The sequence below is a fragment of the Rhodopseudomonas sp. BR0M22 genome, assembly GCF_010907035.1.
Lineage (GTDB): Bacteria > Pseudomonadota > Alphaproteobacteria > Rhizobiales > Xanthobacteraceae > Rhodopseudomonas.
On sequence record NZ_QUMK01000004.1, the window covers coordinates 79,666 to 97,600 of the forward strand.

Genomic DNA, 17,935 nt, shown 5'->3' on the forward strand with positions numbered 1-17,935 from the left:
CGGATGCAAACTTCGACACATTACAGATTGCGGTGCGCGATCCATGAGCGTGCGATTAGCAGGGACCGCAACTCGACGAAATCAATCCTTGAACGATTCCATTGTCGGAAGCGGCGCTTTCGATGGCAGATGGTGTTTTGGTTTTGCGTTTTCGTATCGCCGTCTCCTATGTAGGGGCGTCCTGCCGCCACGCTATCCGTGGTGAGCGTTTTCGAGATTTGAGGTCATGTTGTCACGGCTGCGTTGGATCAGGTGGGGTCTTGCGATCGCGATCGGCGCTGCCTCTATGTGCGTCGCATTTGGGTCTGCGCGTGCGAGCGATCTGACCGATCAGCGCGGGGCGACCGTTGCCGTCGCGACGCCGGCGCAGCGCGTGGTGTTTCTGCCGATGCCGGCGCCGTCCACCTACATGGCGATCGATCGTTCGGCAGCGCACGTCGCGGGGATGAATCCGGCATCGGCGACGGCGATGCAGTCCGGCATTCTCGGCCGCATCTTCCCGTCGTTCGAGAGTATCCCGACCGGGATCACGCGCGGTGCCGGTGTGGTGCCGAACGTCGAAGCGATCATGGCGCTGCATCCGGACGCCGTGCTGCAATGGGCGACATCGGGGGAAGAGCCGATCGCGATGCTCGACCGCGCCGGATTGACCGTGCTGGGGCTGCGTTACGGCGGTCAGGACGAGGTCGAAGGCGCGATCCTGATGATGGGGAAGCTCGCCGGGCAGGCGTCGCGCGCCGCAGCGATCGTAGAGCGCCAGCAGCAACGACGCGCGGCGCTGGCCGCTGCGCTCGAGGCTGTGCCCGCCGCGGACCGACCGCGCGTGCTTCATCTGTCGCGCGCATCCGACTCGTTCGCCGTCGCCGGTCGCGACACGTATGCGGACTTCGTGATCCGCATCGCGGGCGGCCGCAATGCGGCGGATGAAATCGGCGGTAGCCGCACCGTCACGCTCGAGCAGATGCTGGTGTGGAATCCGGACGTCATCCTGCTCGGCAATTTCGACACCGCCACGCCGGACGATCTCTATCGCGATCCGCGGCTGCAGAGCATCAAGGCGGTCACAGACCGGCGGGTGTACCGCGTGCCGCTCGGCGGTTATCGATGGGATCCGCCGAGCCATGAGTCGGCGATGTCCTGGGCCTGGCTTGCAGGTCTGCTGCATCCCGGCCGCGTCGCGATCGATCTGCGCGCCGACATGCGCGGCTGGTACACGTTCCTGTACGATCACGCGCTGAGCGACGGCGAGATCGACGATATTCTCCGAACGCGGCTGAACGGCGGGTCGGCCGGCTACCCGCGGTTAGCGGGCGCCCGATGAGCACGCTCGACGCCACCATGCTCCAGCAACGGCGACCGATCGCCGCTCCGCTTGCGATCGGCGCACTGGTCCTGCTGCCCGTCGCCACCGCGATGCTGTGCCTGTCCGCCGGGCGCTATCAGGTGCCGGCGGGGCACGTCTTCGGCATTCTGCTGCACGATGTTCTGAGACTGCTCGGTCTCGATCCGACGGCCGTCGTTACCGCGACCTGGACGCCCACCGAACGGATCGTCGTGACCACCGTGCGTCTGCCGCGGGTGTTGATGGCAGGATTCGCCGGGGCCGGGCTGGCGCTATCGGGCGCGGTGTTGCAGGGCATGTTTCGCAATCCGCTGGTCGGCCCGCAGACGATCGGCGCAGCATCCGGGGCGTCGCTCGGCGGCGTCGTCGCCATCCTGCTATTCGGCTTCGGTCTGCCGGTGCATCTCGGCGCGTTCGGCGGTGCCGCGCTCGCGCTTGCGGCGGTGCTGATCGTTCACCGCGGCGACGGCGTCTCGCCGGTGTTGACGCTGGTGCTGGCCGGCGTCGTGGTCGGTGCGTTCTGCAGCGCGCTGGTCGGCTTCGTCACCTTCATCGCCGATCCGGAAGTGAGGCTGCCCGGCATCGTGTTCTGGCTGCTCGGCAGTTTTGCAGCGGCCAGCTGGCCCAATCTGGCATTGCTGACGGCATGCACCTTGGTCGGCGGCGGCGTGATGCTGGCGATGCGCTGGCGCGTCAACGTGTTGTCGCTGGGAGACGAGGAGGCGCGTTCGCTCGGCGTCGCGCCGGGCCGCGACCGCGTCATCCTGCTCGCTGCGACGTGTCTTGCGATCTCGGCGCAGGTCGCGGTGTCCGGCACGATCGGTTGGGTCGGCCTGGTGATCCCCAATCTCGTGCGGATGGTGGTCGGTGCTGATCACCGCCGCTTGCTGCCAGTTTCGGCAGTGGCCGGAGCTGCGTTCCTGATGGCGGCCGATACTCTGGCACGCGACTTGTCGGCGGCCGAGATTCCGGTCGGCATCGTCACCGCGATCGTCGGCACGCCGGTGTTCGCCTGGCTGCTGCGCCGGCACGCGAGAGGACAGGCGGCATGATCAGAGTCGAACAGGCGGGGCATTGGTTTCGGCCGGAGCAGTGGTTGTTTCGCGATCTGTCATTTGCAGTGGCCGAGGGCGAGGCGACCGCGATCCTCGGACCCAATGGCTGCGGCAAGACGACGTTACTGCGCGCGCTGTCCTCGACGCTGGCGCTGAAGCAGGGGCGGATCAGCGTCGACGGCATCGTCGGCGTGGTGCCGCAGGCGTTGCGCGGCGATGTCGGCTACCGCGTGATCGACATGGTGCTGCTCGGCCGCAGCCGTTATCTCGGCCGCTTCGGTGCGCCCGGCCGGCGCGATCTCGCCCGCGCTGAAGCCTGTCTCGAGGCTGTCGGCATCGCTGACCTCGCCGAGCGGCGCTACGACCGGCTGAGCGGGGGGCAGCGCCAGCTCGTGCTGTTCGCCCGCGCGCTCGCGTGCGACTGCCGGGTGCTGCTGCTCGACGAGCCGGCTTCGGCGCTCGATCTCGCCAATCAGGGCGTGGTGCTGCGGTTGATCCGTCGCCTGGTGCGCGACGACGGCATGACCGTGGTGTTCACCACGCATCATCCCGATCACGCGCTCGCGGTGGCCGACAAGGTGCTGATGATGGCGGGCGAGCCGGTGTTCGGTCCCGCTGCGACGACGCTCGACGAAGCCAATCTGGCGCGCCTTTACGGCGTTCCGGTCCGGCGCGTCACCATCGAGGCGGACGGCGAACGGATCGAGGCGACCGTGCCGGTGCATCGGCTAGTGGCCGACGCACCGGGCGCGACGCCGTTATGATCGCGCGGTGGCCTGCGCCCAGCGCAGGAAGCCGTCGAGGAAGCGCGTCGTCGCCGGCATGAACCGGCTGCCGTGGTGATAGAACGGATCGAGCGTCGACACGATCAGACGGCCCGGCGTCGACACGCGGTCGTCGTACAAGAGCGCGCCGCCTGGATCGCGACCGTCGCGATCCGCCGGCACAGTGACGAGCGGCTGCGCGCCCTCGGGTGGAAACAGCACGCCGTGGATGTGCCAGATCGTCGAGTCCGGCACGACGTGGCCGAACATCTCGTGCTCCGGCGCGACGATTTGATGCGGCGGCTTCTGCGCGGGATCGAGCCACCACCAGAAATTTGTCGGGCGCGGTGCGATGCGCACGCCGGGGGCCCAGGTCTCGGCGTCGCTTTCACCGAGCACCACCAGGGTTCGGCCGCGGGCGAGAAAGTTGGCGAGCAGCGGCCGATGTCGTCGCATCAGCTCGGGATTGCTGCGATCGGGCACGATCAGCAGCGTCGGCTCGGCGAGATCGTCCGCGGTCAGCGCCGGGGTATAGATCACGCGATCGAAACGGTCGCGGAAGCGTTCGCCGAAAATGGTCTCGTGATGATAATAGGTGCCGCCGTCGAGAACAGCTACGGTCATGGGCGTGCCTCCACCAGCCAGGCGATGAGTTGCGGCAGCAGACGCCGCGTCGAGTCGTCGCCGCCGAAGCTCCACAGGTCGTTGCCGCCGTGCATCAACACCTCGCCGCGGCCGTTCCGATAGATGAAGTCGAGCGGTCGGGCCTCCGGCCCGAGGGTGTGGATCACGGCCGCGCCGTCCGGCGGACTGTGCCAGGCGTGGCCGTAGAAGCCGGCGACGCCACGGCGGAAGGTGAGGTCGTCGAGCGCGACGCCGTCCCAGATCGGATGCGCGATGGCGCGCGACACGGTGAGGTCGGCAATGCCTCCGCCGTCGAGCGGCTGAACCGGGCCAAGGCCAGTGAGGAACGGGTGGGCGATGTGCCCGCTGATCACGACACGGCCGCCGGCAGCGACGTAGTCGTCGAGCAGCGCGGTGTTCGTCTGCAGGAAGCGCTGGTCCATGTGCATGCCGATCAGCAGCGCGGCGGCGCTGCCGAGTAGCGCGGCGTCGAGCGTGTAGAGATCGACATCGCGAATGCTGCAGTCGAGACCGGCGAGCCGTTCGGCCCAGGCCGCCGAAGATGTCCTGTGGCCGCAGAATGGGCGAATGATGGTTTTCATGTGCGTGCGTCCAGGTCACAGCCGGTCGAACAGCGTGTCCGGGGCCGCGGCCAGCACGTCGCCAGCAACGCGTCGCTTCAGCGCCGACAGTTCAGCGTTCTCGTCGTCGCTGCGCGCGGCACCGCGGCCGATCAGTTCGAAAAATCGGTCCGGAACCACGCCGGAACGGAGCGCCACGCGGACGCTGCGATCGCCCGCCGACAGCCGCCAGCTGTAGGACATGTCAGCACCCGGACACAGCCGTGCCTGCGGCAGCGAGCGGTCGACGGTGTAGACGCCGCGCGTCACCGCGCGGGTGACGAATTCGAAAGCGTCGCGCACGCCCGGGCCGGGATGGCCGCTGACCACAACAAGATCGGCGCGCTTCATCGGCCGCTCGGGCGACAGCGCCGGCAGCATCAGCCGCAGCGCCTGAAACGTCACCGCGAGCATCGCGAGCGCCGCTTGGCCGTGATACGCCGCGACCGCGTCGAAGCCGATATCGATGAGGTCTTCTTCGCCCGCGACGGTGAGTGTCGGGCGAGTGCCGGGAGTTGCAGTCATGGTAGTCCGATCGAGTTGGATGGAAGCGACGACGCAGGAAAGTGCTTCGCGTAGCAACAAGGTTTGAGCGCAGCAATTTGCGAGTCTCACGCATCGCGTGCAGCAACTGCTTCGGCTTGGCGTAACTCACTCGCGGTAAACGCTTCTTCGCGAGATTTAGAATTGACTGAAACTCCCGAAGAGTCGCTCGCTTGCGCGGCAAGTCGCCGGCGCTGTCGAACGCGGTCATTGCGGACAGGCTGACGAGTCGCTCTCGCCGTTGTCAGGCGCGCGCATTCGCTGTAATGCGGAGCTTGCGCGGCGACGAGGGTCGCCGTGCTGCGAATGTGGATTGGATGTCAGAGCTTGTGTGATCAGGCTCTCTGATTGTTCAGAGAGCCTCGTGAAGTCGAAGCCGGCGGGCGCAACGGTGCTCGCGGGCGTTTGTTCACGTCCATCACACGAGACATCCATGAATATCTCACGAAACGAACAGCGTGCGCTGCACGTTCTGGCCCTCGGCGGCTGCATCCGTCACGCCCGCAGCCATGGCCGCAAGATTTCGTCTGTCCTCTGCATCACGCGCGAGGGAATGATCCTCGCCGATTTCGATCTGGAGCTGTTCGAACGATTGCGGCGGAGGCGTTTGATCGAATCCCGCTCGGGCAGCCCGTATCGGATCTCGCAGCTCGGTCGCATTTGCGTGCGTGCTCAGCTCGACAATCAGGGAGCATGACATGCTGATCCGCAATGAAACCGCGGCCGATGTCGCCGCGATCGGCCGGGTCGTCACCGAAGCTCTCCGGATGCTGCCGCAGGCCACCGGCACCGAGGCGGAGATCGTCGAGAGGCTGCGCGCGCAAGGCGCTCTTGCCTTGTCGCTCGTCGCCGAGGACGACGGCGACGTCGTCGGCTATCTGGCCGCCTCGGCGGCGCGGATCGGTGCGCAGCACGACTGGGGACTGATCGGTCCACTCGCCGTTTTGCCGTCGCGGCACCGCCAGGGGATCGGCTCGGCGCTGATGGCGGAAGCGCTCCGCCGGTTGCGCGCCACGTGCCGCGGAGCGGCACTGGTCGGTGATCCTGGCTACTATGGACGGTTCGGCTTTCGTGCCTTCCCGGGCCTGCGGGTGACCGGCTGCCCTCCCGACGTGGTTCAGGCGTTGCCGTTTGACGGTATGGAGCCTTGCGGCGAACTGATCCATCATCCGGCGTTCGGTCTGAACCAGCAGACGTAGCACGAGGCCGGGCTGCGCCAACGCGAGGCGCAGCCCGGCTGCTGGCCGAAGTCGCCGGGCAGGCGAGTAGGGCGCGACATCGCGTCTCGACGAGCGGCGAAGTCCGGCTGAAGCGCGATTGGGCTGCTACCTGACGACGCGTGCTCGCGGCGGCGGAAGCGTCGTTGCACCTGCTTCGGATGCCGGGCCGCTGTCGTGGTCGGTCACGGCCGCGTAGAACACGAGGCGAAGGTGTTTCTCCTCGTCGACGATGAAGGACGAGTGGTCGAAGGTGACCGCACCCTGGCCCTCGATCTTGAAGCTGCGGCGGCCCTCGCACCGGCCGTGGACGTCATGTTGATTCCACAGCGTTCCGAAGGAGGGCGAGACCTGCTCCAGCGCCTCGACGAGCGCGACCATGCTTTCATCCTCCGGGGCCTGCGCGAAGTCGCGCCGGAAGCTCGCGAGCACTTGCGGCGCCTGCACCGCCCATTCGACGATCCGGCTGCTCAGCCGATCATCCGCAAACAGCATCCACAGCACGTTCCGCTCAGCCGGCTCGCGCGCCTCGAACCCGAACAGGCGATCCGCAGCGGCGTTCCAGCCGATCACATCCCATCGCAGATTCAACACATAGGATGGCCGCAATGTGAGGTCGTCGAGCAGTCGGCGCACCAGCGGCGGCAGCTCGCACCAAGCACGGCCGGCCATCGCCGGAGGACGCTGATGCGCGAGTACGAACAGATGCCGTCGCTCGACTTCGTCCAGCTTCAAGACCCGGGCCACGTTGTCGAGAAACGCCGTGGAAACCTTGATGGCTCGACCCTGTTCCAGCCACGTATACCAAGTCAGCCCGACACCGGCGAGGGTGGCGATTTCCTCACGGCGCAGCCCAGGCGTTCGCCGCCGCTTACCGGCCGGCAGACCGACGTCGAGCGGCGACAGACTCTCCCGGCGGCGGCGCAGAAAGTCCGCCAGCTCGGAGCGCGTGCGATCGAGTCGGTGATCCAGCGTATCACTCATAGTAATACGATAACTTGTTCCATAGTAATAGCTTAACGGCGGTGCCATGCGACTTCAAGACGATTGGAGTTGCCATGACCGTTCGCTGTCCGCCTGCCACCATCGCTTCCGCCTCGACCACCCATCCCTCAGCGCTGGCGCTGGGAATCCTGTTGCTCGGTGGGTTCATCACGGTGTTCGACCTGTTCGTCGTCAACGTTGCAATTCCCTCGATGCAGGCCGATCTCGGCGCGAGCTTCGCCGACATCGGCTTCGTCATCGCCGGCTATGAGGTGGCGTTCGGCGTGCTGCTGATCGCGGGCGGGCGGCTTGGGGACCGTCATGGGCGCCGCCGGCTGTTCGTGTTGGGCATGGCCGGATTTGCCGTGACGTCGTTCCTCTGTGGCATCGCGCCCGATGCGACCAGCCTGATCGTTGCTCGTCTGCTGCAAGGCGCGACCGGCGCGCTGCTGTTTCCGCAAGTCTATGCGCTGCTACGCGTGCTCTACGACGAGGCGGGGCGTCGCCGGGCATTCGGCCGTCTCGGGATGACGCTGGGACTGGCCGCGATTGCCGGGCAGGTGGTCGGCGGTCTGATCGTCGAGAGCGATCTGTTCGGGCTCGGCTGGCGGATTGTCTTTCTCATCAACCTGCCGATTGGCCTGGCTGCGGCGTGGTCGGCACGTGTCATTCCGGAATCGCGTGCGGCCGACGCGCTGCGCGTCGATTGGGTAGGCATCGGATTGGCGGCGGCCGGGTTGCTGCTGTTGCTTTTGCCGCTGCTCGAAGGTCACAGGCTCGGCTGGCCGGCATGGACATGGATCAGCATCGTCGCGTCGGTCGTCCTGCTGGCGCTGTTTCTCGGATGGGAGCGCCGCATCGCGGGGCGTGGCGGCGATCCGGCCGTCGATCTGGCCTTGTTTCGAAATGTGGCGTTCTCCATTGGGGCGGTGGTGGTGCTGCTGATCTATTCGACGGCGACTTCGCTGTTTCTCTGCTTCGCTCTGTTGGCGCAGTCCGGACTCGGGCTGTCGCCATTCGAGGCAGGCGCGCTGTTTGCGCCCGCGAGTATCGGGTTCGTCGCGGCGTCGCTGCTGGCTCCGTGGCTGGTGGCGCGGTTTGGGAACGCCACGATCGCGGTCGGCGCACTGATCTACGCTGCCGGAATCCGCTGGTTGATCGCCATCGCCGCCGGCCTCGACGATCGCGCCGGAACGCTCGCGCTGCTGCCGCCATTGGTGATCTTCGGCTTCGGACAGGGTTTGTCGATGACGCCGCTGCTCAATCTGGTGATCGGCTCCATCGCGGAGCGACATGCCGGAATGGCGGCGGGGTTCATCTCGACGATGCAACAGGTGGGTGGGGCGTTCGGCGTTTCCGTCGTCGGCATCTTCTTCGTCCGCATTCTCGATCGGGAAGCCGGCGCGGGCCTCTCCGAGGCGCAGCGTTACGCCGACGCATTCTCCGGTGCGATGATCTACAATGTCGCCGCCATCCTCGTGGCTGCTGCGCTGATCGCAGTCCTGGTGCGGTTCAGGCGGGCCGGCGAGACATGATGGCAGGCGCCGGTGTCTGACGAGAGTTCGATGCGACGTTACGCAGGGCTGCCGAGATAGCCGTAGACGGCGCGTCGTACCCGTGCGGTCAGGTCGACGTGATCCTGCTCGCCGCGCTCTCCGGCGACATCGACGATGCCCTTGATGATTGCCAGCACATCCTGGGTCGCGGTGTCGAGCGCGAGCCCCGCCGGAACATCGGCGCGTGTCAGAACATCGCGCAGGATCGATCTCAGCCGGTCGGTGACACGCCGGGTTTCGTCGTCGAACGGAAGCCGTGCTTCCTCCAGATCGATCAGCCGCGCCAAGGCCGGCCGCCGGAGCTGGTGAGCCACCGCCGCTGCGATCAAACCGGCCAATGCATCCCGGCCGGAGGCGGTCGCAGCTGCGGCTTCCCAGTCTTCGATCAATCGGGTGGTCTCGCGAACGATCAGCGCGCCGATCAGCGCTTCCTTGCCTGGGAAGTATTGGTACAGCGAGCCGATGCTGACGCCCGCTCGTTCCGCCACCGCGTTGGTCGTGAACGCGCCCAGTCCGCCTTGCTCCAGAATGCGAGCTGCGGCCTCGACGATCGCCCGCACGGTCTCGGCCGAACGGGCCTGTCGGGGCGATTTCCTTGGGGGCGGGCGCTGCTGCTGGGACGTCTCGGGCATGGGATCGGGATGCGAGTAGCCAATTGTGAGGATTTGCTCGCATTCTATCGGCGTTCAACAACGACGCAAGGATCCCTTCATGACCACCCCGCAATTGCCGTTCGAACCGAACCTCACCGTCTTCATGCTGGTCAAGACTTCGCCCGAATGGCTGGGCTTTCCGGTGGACCGCCGGTTCGAACTGCTCGCCGAACAGTTCACCCCGATTCTGAAAAAGCACGCGGCCAATGTCGCGCTGCGCTTCTTCGACGTCGAGTTCTACTCCACCCGCGTCACCGACATCTGGATGTGGGACGCCAAGGATCATCACTCTTACGAGCTGCTGGTGGAGGATCTGCGCGAGACCGCGTTCTGGGATCGCTATTTCGACATCGTCGAAATCCTGACCGGTGTCGAAAACGCCTACGCGAAGAACTACGACCGGCCGACCGTGACGGCCTGACGATATCGAGGGCAGGCTTCGGCCTGTCCTTGCTTCCCGACGCACCGGCGAACCCATACGATTACTTGGCAATTCGCTGAGCAGCTCGCGGACAGTGTGTCGATGACCGATCCAGTCGAACCGCACCGGCGTTGCACGATGTCGATTTCGTCCTGCGGCGAGGCAGCGAGCGGCGGCGTTCCGGCACGTCGGCCGGCGCTGGCTTGCAATAGGCCGTGGCTCGGATGCCTGAACAGCTCCTGACCCTCGACGAGCCGCCTGAAGGACTCGACGACGCGACCGCCACTGGGGTGATGCGAGGTATGCAACAGCTCCGCGGCGAGTGCAGTCTGCTGATCGTCTCGCATCGAAACGGGGCGCCGCACCTGACTGATCATCCTGCAAGGCACCATGACGCAGGACAGCGAGAACCAGTGTGTGCTGACGCCGACAAGCCTGCTGCTGTTTCTATTGCGGATGCCTAGACGCCGGGCCTTTGCCGGGCAGGTTCTTCGCTCGGCGCCATTGCGCGCTTGTCGGGATAGGGCTCAGGTGCCAGTCAGAGACGTTTCCGCATGGCACAGCGCCGGGCCTTGGGGAGCCCGGCTTGTTCCTCGGCGTCCAGAACCGCGCGCAGTCGGTGGTTTAGATCGCCATCGCCGAGCGTGATGAATCCGAGCCGTTGATAATAAGGCTCGTTCCAGGGAACGTCTCTGAACGTGGTCAAAGTCAGCGCCGCGACACCATGGTCCGTCGCAAAGCGCTGCGCCGCATCGATCAGGTGACGTCCGATCCCGCGCCGCTGTCGATCGAGGTGGACCGACATCTGCCAGATGTGAAGCGCGTCCGGCTCCACCTCGCCATTCAGAAACGCCACGATCCCATAGTCCGGCAGTTCTGCAACCAATGCGAGGCCATCCGCGATCAGGGCGCGGTGCCGTTGCTCCGTTTGCACCTCGTCGTCCGCGATCCATTCAAGCCCCGGTGATAGCCGGAAGATCTCGCCGGAGCTGCGTTCGATTGCGGGAAGAAGGGGCGCGTCAGTGTCGCGTGCGTGTCTGATCCGGATCATGCGTACAGACTAGCCGGACAACGGTTGTCGATCGAGGTCGCGCGCCTCCGTCCTTGCCCCCGAAACCGCGTGGCAAGGAGCTGGGATTGCGCGGCGAGGGGAAGGTCTGGCATTTGTGACGGTTGCTTCGGCGCGCGACAAGAGCGAAGAGTTCGCCGGCAGATCAAATCTGGATCGCGGATGACCTCGGTCGGAAGCGAGTGCGTGGAGGCAGAAGGTTGATAATGTGTGAACGCCGTTGCCGTGCCCGGGCAATCCGAGGCTGATGATGCGCCGTCGTTTGCCGTCGCTGATCGCGCTCCGCGCCTTCGAGGCAGTCGGCCGCACCGGCAGTGTACGTGCCGCCGGAGACGAACTGGCGGTCAGCCATACGGTCGTCTCGCGGCATCTTCAGAATCTGCAGAAGTTTCTCGGCGTTGCTTTGGTCCGCGGCGAGGGACGCGGGGTCATCTTGACCGAGGCCGGCGTCAGCTTTCACGCGCAGATTTCCCAGGCGTTCGACATCATCGCCCGCGCCACCACGAGCGCACGGCCGGCGTCGCTGCCGACGCTGAACATCTGGTGCATCCCGGGCATCGCCAACCGTCTGCTGCTGTCCCGTTTGCCTGAATTGACCGGACCGCCGCGCAACTGGGAGGTGAATCTGCAGCCGACGTTGACCCATCCGGATCTGTCGCGGGCCGAGGCCGACGCCGAGATCGTCTATGCTGACGTGATCGATTCCCGCGGGCCGCTGATGGCCGAGATTCTGGTGCGGCCGCGTGTGTTTCCCGTCGCCAGCCCGGCCTATCTGGCGCGCTATCCGGCCATCACCAGTCTCGAGGATCTGTCGAAGATCGCGCTGATCCACGAGGAGTCGACCATGCAGTGGACCCGCTGGTTCGAACTGGCGGGTCTCGACGATCTGCCGCCGCTGCGCGGCCAGCGGTTGTGGCACGCCCATCTGGCGATAGAAGCGGCACGGCTCGGGCAGGGCGTTGCGCTCGGAAACGACGTGCTGGTCGAGGAGGATTTGCGCTCCGGCGCTCTGGTCGAAGTTGTCACCTCGTCGGTTTATATGGAGACTTATCAGCTCGTTGCGCTGAAGGAGCGGTGGGACGATCCGGAGATCGTTGCATTGCGGAATTGGTTGAAGCGGGTGCTTGCAGAGATCTAGCCGCGCGGGCCGAATGCGAGCCGTCTGGCGACGCGTTGGGCGGTTCGCTCAACAAAGCATCATTCTCTGCTCGCAATGGTGCAGCATTTTTCGATTGGTGCATGGAAGTCACCAGATCGAACTTACAAGCTGATTGATTGTCCTCTTCGTCGCTTTAGCGTTGTCGTCAGTTCAGGAGAGAGCTGATGACGAATAGTGAATTGCTGACGCGCAGGCAGACAGCTGTCGTGCGGGGTGTCAGCCAAGCCACGCCGGTTTTTGCAGAGCGTGCGCTGAATAGCGAGATCTGGGACGTCGAGGGCAAGCGTTACGTCGATTTCGCCGGCGGCATCGCCGTGCTCAACACCGGTCATTGCCATCCGCGCATCGTCGCGGCGATCCGCGAACAGCTCGACCGCTTCACGCATACCTGCTTCCAGGTGGCGCCCTACGAGGGTTACATCAAACTCGCCGAGCGCCTAAATCAATTAGCGCCGATCAACGGGCCGCTGAAGTCGATCCTGCTCAGCACAGGCGCGGAAGCCACCGAGAACGCGGTCAAGATCGCGCGCGCGGCGACCGGGCGCAGCGGCGTCATCGCCTTCACCGGCGGCTTTCATGGACGTACCGCGTTCGCCTCGGCGATGACCGGCAAGGTCATTCCCTACAAGAAGGCGCTCGGCCCGCCGCTGCCGGGCGTCTGGCATGTGCCGTTCCCTGTGGTCGGTGGCGACGTCTCCGTCGAGGATGCGCTGCGCTGCGTGTCGTTCGTGTTCAAGGCCGATATCGATGCGTCGCAGGTCGCCGCGATCATTATCGAGCCTGTGCAGGGCGAGGGCGGCTTCCATCAGGCGCCGCCCGAACTGATGCGCGGTTTGCGCAGGCTGTGCGACGAGAACGGCATCGTGCTGATTGCCGACGAAGTGCAGACCGGCTTCGGTCGCACCGGCAAGATGTTCGCGATGGAGCATTACGACGTTCAGGCCGACATCGTCTGCGTCGCCAAGAGTCTCGCCGGCGGCCTGCCGTTGTCGGGCGTGATCGGCCGCGCCGCGATCATGGATGCGGCCGAACCGGGCGGCCTCGGTGGCACCTATGCGGGCAATCCGCTGGCCTGCGCCGCCGCGCTCGCGGTTCTCGACGTGTTTGAAGAAGAGAATTTGATCGCGCGTGCAAACCAGATCGGCGAACGACTGCGCAACGCGATCGATCGCTTCGCGCTGTCGAATACGCTGGTGCCGACTTCCGTGGCGCGCGGTCCGGGCGCGATGGTCGCCTTCGACATCCTCAAGCAGCGCGGCAGCAACGAGCCCGACGCGGAGATGACCAAGCGGGTGACGCGGCTTGCTCACGAGAACGGCCTGATCCTGCTGTCGTGCGGCACCGCGGCCAACACCATTCGCATCCTGGTGCCGCTGACCGCTTCCGACGAGATCGTCGACGAGGGGCTGGCGATTCTGGAGCGTTGCCTCGCTGCGTAGCAAAAGGCGCGCTGGCGCCGAAATGGGACTAATCGAGATGCTGATGCCGAGTGATCCCGGCCTGTTGGCCGAGCGCTGCCTGATTGGCGGCAAGTGGTGTGGCGAGCCGGTCGATGCCGTTTTCAACCCGGCGACGGGAGAGCGTATCGGCGCGGTGCCGCGGTTCGGTGCGGACGAAGCCGAGGAGGCGGTGCGCGCCGCCGACATCGCATTCCGGCAGTGGTCGAAGCTGCTCGCCAAGCAGCGCGCGACCATGCTGCGGGCGTGGTTCGATCAGATCATGGCCAACCGCGAAGACTTGGCGCTGCTGTTGACGCGGGAGCAGGGCAAGCCGCTCGCCGAGGCGCTCGGCGAGATCGACTACGCGGCATCGTTCGTCGAATTCTACGCCGAGGAAGCCCGGCGCATTTACGGCGAGACCATTCCGTCGCATCGCGCCGATGCCCGCACGATGGTGATCCGTCAGCCGGTTGGGGTCGTCGCCGCCATCACGCCGTGGAATTTCCCGGCCGCGATGATCACCCGCAAGGTCGCGCCGGCACTCGCCGCCGGCTGCACCGTGGTGATCAAGCCGGCGCCCGAAACGCCGCTGACGGCGCTGGCGCTCGGCGTGCTGGCGCAGCGCGCCGGCTTTCCACCGGGCGTGCTCAACATCGTCACCGGGGATGCGCCGGCGATCGGCAAGGCGTGGACGGAACATCCGACCGTGCGGGCGATCAGCTTCACCGGCTCGACCGAGGTCGGCAAGATCTTGATGCGCCAGGCTGCTTCGACCGTGAAGAAGGTCGGGCTTGAGCTCGGCGGCAATGCGCCCTTCATTGTGTTCGACGATGCCGATCTCGATGCGGCGGTCGAGGGCGTGATCACCTCGAAGTTTCGCAACATGGGCCAGACCTGCGTGTGCGCCAATCGCATCTATGCGCAGGAAGGCATCTACGACGCCTTCGTGGAGAAGCTCACCGCCAAGGTGACGAGCCTGCAGGTCGGCAACGGCGTCGATGCCGGCGTGACTCAGGGCCCGCTGATCACCAAGGAGGCGCTCGCGAAGGTCGAGCGCCATGTCGCCGATGCTGTCGGCAAGGGCGCCAAGGTGGTTCTCGGTGGCAAGCGGCATGCGCTGGGGCGCACCTTCTTCGAGCCGACAGTGCTGGCCGGCGTCACCACCGCCATGCTGATCACCCGCGAGGAGACCTTCGGTCCGGTCGCGCCGGTGTATCGCTTCACCGACGAAGCCGACGTCATCGCGCAGGCCAACGACTCGCCGTTCGGTCTGGCGTCCTACTTCTACGCCCGCGATCTCGGCCGCGTATTCCGGGTCGCCGAGGCGCTGGAGTCCGGCATGGTCGGCGTCAACTCGGCGCTGCTCGGGGCGGATGTGGTGCCGTTCGGCGGCGTCAAGCAGTCCGGACTGGGCCGCGAAGGTTCGCGCCACGGCATCGAGGAGTATGTCGAGACCAAGTACATCCTGCTCGGCGGCCTCGACCGCTGACACTGCCAGCTGCATTGGGACGAATTTCAGATCCAGGGGAGAGACGAGACGTGGCGACTGAGACATTGACGAAATCGGATGTGATCACCGAGAGCCTGCGTGCTGCTGTCGATCGCAACTTCGACGACCAGGTCGCGTTTCTCCAGCGCATGGTGCAGTTCCGCAGCCTGCGCGGCGAGGAAGCGCCGCAGCAGGAATGGCTGGCGCAGCAATTCGCCGATCGTGGCTACAAGGTCGACACTTTCAGTCTCGCCGACGTCGATATCGCCAGCCACCCCAAGGCGGCGCCGATGGACACGATCGATCCCGCCGGCTCGATGCAGGTCGTCGCCACCCCGGACTTCGACGGCAAAGGCCGCAGCCTGATCCTGCAGGGACATATCGACGTGGTGCCGGAAGGTCCGGTCGATCTGTGGAGCGATCCGCCGTTCGCCGCCACTGTTCGCGACGGCTGGATGATCGGCCGCGGCGCGCAGGACATGAAGGGTGGCGTGTCGGCGATGATCTTCGCGCTCGATGCGATCCGCACCGCCGGCTACGTCCCCGATGCGCACGTCCATGTGCAGACGGTGACCGAAGAAGAAAGCACCGGTAACGGCGCTCTCTCGACCCTGATGCGCGGCTATCGTGCCGATGCCTGCCTGATCCCGGAGCCGACCGGCCACACGCTGACGCGCGCCCAGGTCGGTGCGGTCTGGTTCCGGCTGCGGGTGCGCGGCACGCCGGTGCATGTCGCTTACTCCGAGACCGGCACCAGCGCCATCCTGTCGGCGATGCATCTGATCCGTGCGTTCGAGGAGTACACCAAGAAGCTCAACGCGCAGGCGGTACGTGATCCTTGGTTCGGTCAGGTCAAGAACCCGATCAAGTTCAACGTCGGCATCATCAAGGGCGGCGATTGGGCGAGCTCCACCTCCGCCTGGTGCGAGCTGGATTGCCGGCTCGGCCTGCTGACCGGTGATACGCCCGAACAGGCGATGCGCGGTATCGAACAATGCCTTGCCGAAGCGCAAGCGAGCGACACGTTCCTGTCGGAGAATCCGGCCGAGCTGGTCTGGAGCGGATTCAAGGCCGATCCGGCGGTCTGCGAACCGGGCAGTGAAGCCGAAGCGGCGCTCACCGTCGCGCATCAGGCGGCCTTCAAGGCGCCGCTGGATGCGCGGCTGTCGACCGCCGTCAACGACACGCGCTACTATTCGGTCGACTACGGCATCCCGGCGCTGTGCTATGGACCCTACGGCGAAGGGCCGCACGCGTTCGACGAGCGCATCGACCTCGAAAGTCTGCGCAAGACGACGCTGAGCATCGCGCTGTTCGTTGCCGAGTGGTGCGGGCTGAGGAAGCTGTGATGGTGATCGCAGCCGTGTCGACCTCCGCCACACAATCGATGACCGGGGCCGACCGGCTGTGCGACGCGCTGCTGGCCCACGACGTCGACGTGTGTTTCGCCAATCCCGGCACCTCGGAGATGCACTTCGTCGCGGCGCTCGATCGTCAGCCGCGGATGCGGTGCATCCTCGGCCTGTTCGAGGGCGTCGTCACCGGCGCGGCCGACGGCTACGCCCGGATGAGCGACCGCCCGGCGGCGACCCTGCTGCATCTCGGCCCCGGCCTCGCCAATGGCCTGGCGAACATGCACAACGCCCGGCGCGCGCATTCGCCGATGATCAACATCGTCGGCGATCACGCGGTCGAGCATCTGCCGCTGGATTCGCCGCTGACAAGCGACATCGACTCCCTGGCGCGGCCGATGTCGCGCTGGGTCAGGCGGATCGCCGACCCGACCCGGATCGATCATGACGTCGCCGAGGCCTGGGCACAGAGCATGGCGCCCGGCATCTCGACCCTGATCCTGCCCGCCGACATGGCGTGGAACGAGCACGTCTATCGCGAAGATCTCGCGCGCGGAGAACGTCTGCCGCAAGCGCCGCTCGAACAGGCAACGGTCGCCCGCGTCGGTGCAGCCATCCGCGGCGGCCGCAAGGTTGTTCTGTTGCTGACCGGCGCCGCGTTGCGCGAGGGAGCGCTGCGGATCGCGGACGGCATTCGTCGCGCTACTGGTGTGGAGATTTACGCCCAGGGCAGCAACGGCAGGATCGAGCGTGGCCGCGGTCGCGCACCGATCGCCAAGCTGCCGATGACGCATGAGGGCGGTGGGCCGTTGCTGCGCGGCGTCGACATGCTGGTGCTGATCGGCGCCAAGGAGCCGGTATCGTTCTTCGCTTATCCGAACCGGCAGGGCCGGCTGGCGCCACCGTCGTGCGAGATCGTGCGATTGGCCGGCCCCGATCAGGATTTGCCGCATGCGCTGGCATGGCTGGCGGACGAGGTGGGTGTCAAAATCGATGCGTCGCCGATGGCGACCTCGGCGCCGGAGAACCCGAGCAACGGCGCTCTCACCGTGGATGCTGTGAACCGCCTCGTTGCTGCGCGGCTTCCAGAGCAGGCGATCATTTGCGACGAGGCGCTGACTTCGTCGGGCTTCTTCGATTATTCCTACGACGCTCCGCCGCACGACTATCTGCAGATCACCGGTGGGGCGATCGGAATCGGCATTCCGATGGCCGCCGGCGCGGCGGTCGCGTGCCCCGACCGCAAGGTGATCAACCTGCAGGCCGACGGCAGCGGCATGTACACGGTGCAGGGGCTGTGGACCCACGCCCGCGAAAATCTCGACGTCGTCACCATCGTGTTCTCGAACCGCTCCTACGCCACGCTGTGGGGCGAGATGAGCAAGGTGGGCGCGCAGACGCCGGGACGTAATGCGCAGCGAATGCTGCAGCTCGATCAACCCGAACTCGACTGGACTAAGCTGGCCGGCGGGCTCGGCGTCGAATCCAGTCGGGTTTCGACGGTGTCGGAGTTCTCGCGCGCGCTCGACGCCGCGCTCGGCCGGCGCGGTCCGTACCTGATCGAGGCCATAGTGTGATGCAGAGGTCGGTGTCGATGCCATCGCCGCCGGCCACGACGACGAACGATCTAATTCGACTCAACTCAACG

The 17,935-nt window shown here is 65.9% G+C and carries 18 protein-coding genes; 12 read left to right on the forward strand and 6 right to left on the reverse strand.

Annotation, left to right across the window (positions count from 1 at the left end; genetic code table 11):
- The first annotated feature begins 286 nt into the window (after window positions 1-286).
- The 3 genes from DY468_RS02305 to DY468_RS02315 are packed head-to-tail and all read left to right on the forward strand — an operon-like array spanning window position 287 to window position 3,161.
- Complete coding sequence (locus DY468_RS02305) at window positions 287-1,321, forward strand: ABC transporter substrate-binding protein (RefSeq protein WP_246700855.1); 1,035 nt, start codon at window positions 287-289, stop codon at window positions 1,319-1,321.
- On the forward strand, window positions 1,318-2,394 hold the full coding sequence (locus DY468_RS02310) for a FecCD family ABC transporter permease (RefSeq protein ID WP_164602006.1): 1,077 nt from the start codon (window positions 1,318-1,320) through the stop codon (window positions 2,392-2,394). Before DY468_RS02305 ends, DY468_RS02310 begins: the two co-directional genes overlap by 4 nt.
- A complete protein-coding gene (locus tag DY468_RS02315; protein WP_164602007.1) occupies window positions 2,391-3,161 on the forward strand; it encodes an ABC transporter ATP-binding protein in 771 nt (256 codons plus the stop codon). Before DY468_RS02310 ends, DY468_RS02315 begins: the two co-directional genes overlap by 4 nt.
- On the opposite strand, the gene DY468_RS02320 is transcribed toward DY468_RS02315, so the two are convergent.
- The 3 genes from DY468_RS02320 to DY468_RS02330 are packed head-to-tail and all read right to left on the reverse strand — an operon-like array spanning window position 3,156 to window position 4,930.
- Window positions 3,156-3,785, reverse strand: a complete 630-nt coding sequence (locus DY468_RS02320; RefSeq protein ID WP_164602008.1) for a hypothetical protein — start codon at window positions 3,783-3,785, stop codon at window positions 3,156-3,158. The two genes, DY468_RS02315 and DY468_RS02320, sit on opposite strands and share 6 nt — an antisense overlap.
- The gene (locus DY468_RS02325) at window positions 3,782-4,387 is read right to left on the reverse strand and encodes a hypothetical protein (RefSeq protein WP_164602009.1); all 606 of its coding nucleotides are present in this window, start codon (window positions 4,385-4,387) and stop codon (window positions 3,782-3,784) included. Before DY468_RS02325 ends, DY468_RS02320 begins: the two co-directional genes overlap by 4 nt.
- 15 nt (window positions 4,388-4,402) lie before the next feature.
- On the reverse strand, window positions 4,403-4,930 hold the full coding sequence (locus DY468_RS02330; protein ID WP_164602010.1) for a hypothetical protein: 528 nt from the start codon (window positions 4,928-4,930) through the stop codon (window positions 4,403-4,405).
- A gap of 382 nt (window positions 4,931-5,312) precedes the next feature.
- On the opposite strand from DY468_RS02330, the gene DY468_RS02335 reads away from it, so the two are divergent.
- Both DY468_RS02335 and DY468_RS02340 read left to right on the forward strand, forming a co-directional pair.
- Window positions 5,313-5,645 (forward strand): YjhX family toxin, encoded by a 333-nt coding sequence (locus DY468_RS02335; RefSeq protein WP_502706206.1) that lies wholly within the window; start codon window positions 5,313-5,315, stop codon window positions 5,643-5,645.
- Window position 5,646: 1 nt separating this feature from the next.
- Window positions 5,647-6,147, forward strand: a complete 501-nt coding sequence (locus DY468_RS02340) for a GNAT family N-acetyltransferase (protein WP_164602011.1) — start codon at window positions 5,647-5,649, stop codon at window positions 6,145-6,147.
- 126 nt (window positions 6,148-6,273) lie between these two features.
- Here DY468_RS02340 and DY468_RS02345 read toward each other — a convergent pair whose 3' ends face one another.
- On the reverse strand, window positions 6,274-7,149 hold the full coding sequence (locus tag DY468_RS02345; protein WP_164602013.1) for a helix-turn-helix transcriptional regulator: 876 nt from the start codon (window positions 7,147-7,149) through the stop codon (window positions 6,274-6,276).
- Window positions 7,150-7,223: 74 nt separating this feature from the next.
- Here DY468_RS02345 and DY468_RS02350 point away from each other — a divergent pair, with 74 nt between their 5' ends.
- Entirely contained in the window at window positions 7,224-8,684 is a 1,461-nt protein-coding gene (locus DY468_RS02350) for an MFS transporter (RefSeq protein WP_164602014.1), read from the forward strand.
- Between the two features lie 38 nt (window positions 8,685-8,722).
- On the opposite strand, the gene DY468_RS02355 is transcribed toward DY468_RS02350, so the two are convergent.
- Window positions 8,723-9,337 carry a TetR/AcrR family transcriptional regulator gene (locus DY468_RS02355; RefSeq protein WP_164602016.1) on the reverse strand — a complete coding sequence of 205 codons (615 nt, stop codon included), beginning with the start codon at window positions 9,335-9,337 and terminating at the stop codon, window positions 8,723-8,725.
- A 79-nt stretch (window positions 9,338-9,416) separates the two neighbouring features.
- On the opposite strand from DY468_RS02355, the gene DY468_RS02360 reads away from it, so the two are divergent.
- Window positions 9,417-9,779 (forward strand): darcynin family protein, encoded by a 363-nt coding sequence (locus DY468_RS02360; RefSeq protein ID WP_164602018.1) that lies wholly within the window; start codon window positions 9,417-9,419, stop codon window positions 9,777-9,779.
- 538 nt (window positions 9,780-10,317) lie between these two features.
- Here DY468_RS02360 and DY468_RS02365 read toward each other — a convergent pair.
- Window positions 10,318-10,830: a GNAT family N-acetyltransferase gene (locus tag DY468_RS02365; protein ID WP_164602020.1), complete on the reverse strand. Its 513-nt coding sequence runs from the start codon at window positions 10,828-10,830 to the stop codon at window positions 10,318-10,320.
- A 265-nt stretch (window positions 10,831-11,095) separates the two neighbouring features.
- Here DY468_RS02365 and DY468_RS02370 point away from each other — a divergent pair, with 265 nt between their 5' ends.
- From DY468_RS02370 to DY468_RS02390, 5 genes are all read left to right on the forward strand, one after another.
- Window positions 11,096-11,986 carry a LysR substrate-binding domain-containing protein gene (locus tag DY468_RS02370; protein WP_164602022.1) on the forward strand — a complete coding sequence of 297 codons (891 nt, stop codon included), beginning with the start codon at window positions 11,096-11,098 and terminating at the stop codon, window positions 11,984-11,986.
- Between the two features lie 185 nt (window positions 11,987-12,171).
- Entirely contained in the window at window positions 12,172-13,446 is a 1,275-nt protein-coding gene (gene gabT, locus DY468_RS02375) for a 4-aminobutyrate--2-oxoglutarate transaminase (RefSeq protein ID WP_164602024.1), read from the forward strand.
- Between the two features lie 37 nt (window positions 13,447-13,483).
- A complete protein-coding gene (locus tag DY468_RS02380) occupies window positions 13,484-14,935 on the forward strand; it encodes an NAD-dependent succinate-semialdehyde dehydrogenase (protein WP_164602026.1) in 1,452 nt (483 codons plus the stop codon).
- A 50-nt stretch (window positions 14,936-14,985) separates the two neighbouring features.
- Window positions 14,986-16,284 (forward strand): ArgE/DapE family deacylase, encoded by a 1,299-nt coding sequence (locus DY468_RS02385; RefSeq protein ID WP_164602028.1) that lies wholly within the window; start codon window positions 14,986-14,988, stop codon window positions 16,282-16,284.
- Window positions 16,284-17,864: an acetolactate synthase large subunit gene (locus DY468_RS02390; RefSeq protein ID WP_164602030.1), complete on the forward strand. Its 1,581-nt coding sequence runs from the start codon at window positions 16,284-16,286 to the stop codon at window positions 17,862-17,864. The genes DY468_RS02385 and DY468_RS02390 overlap by 1 nt, the downstream gene beginning before the upstream one ends.
- Window positions 17,865-17,935: the final 71 nt, after the last annotated feature.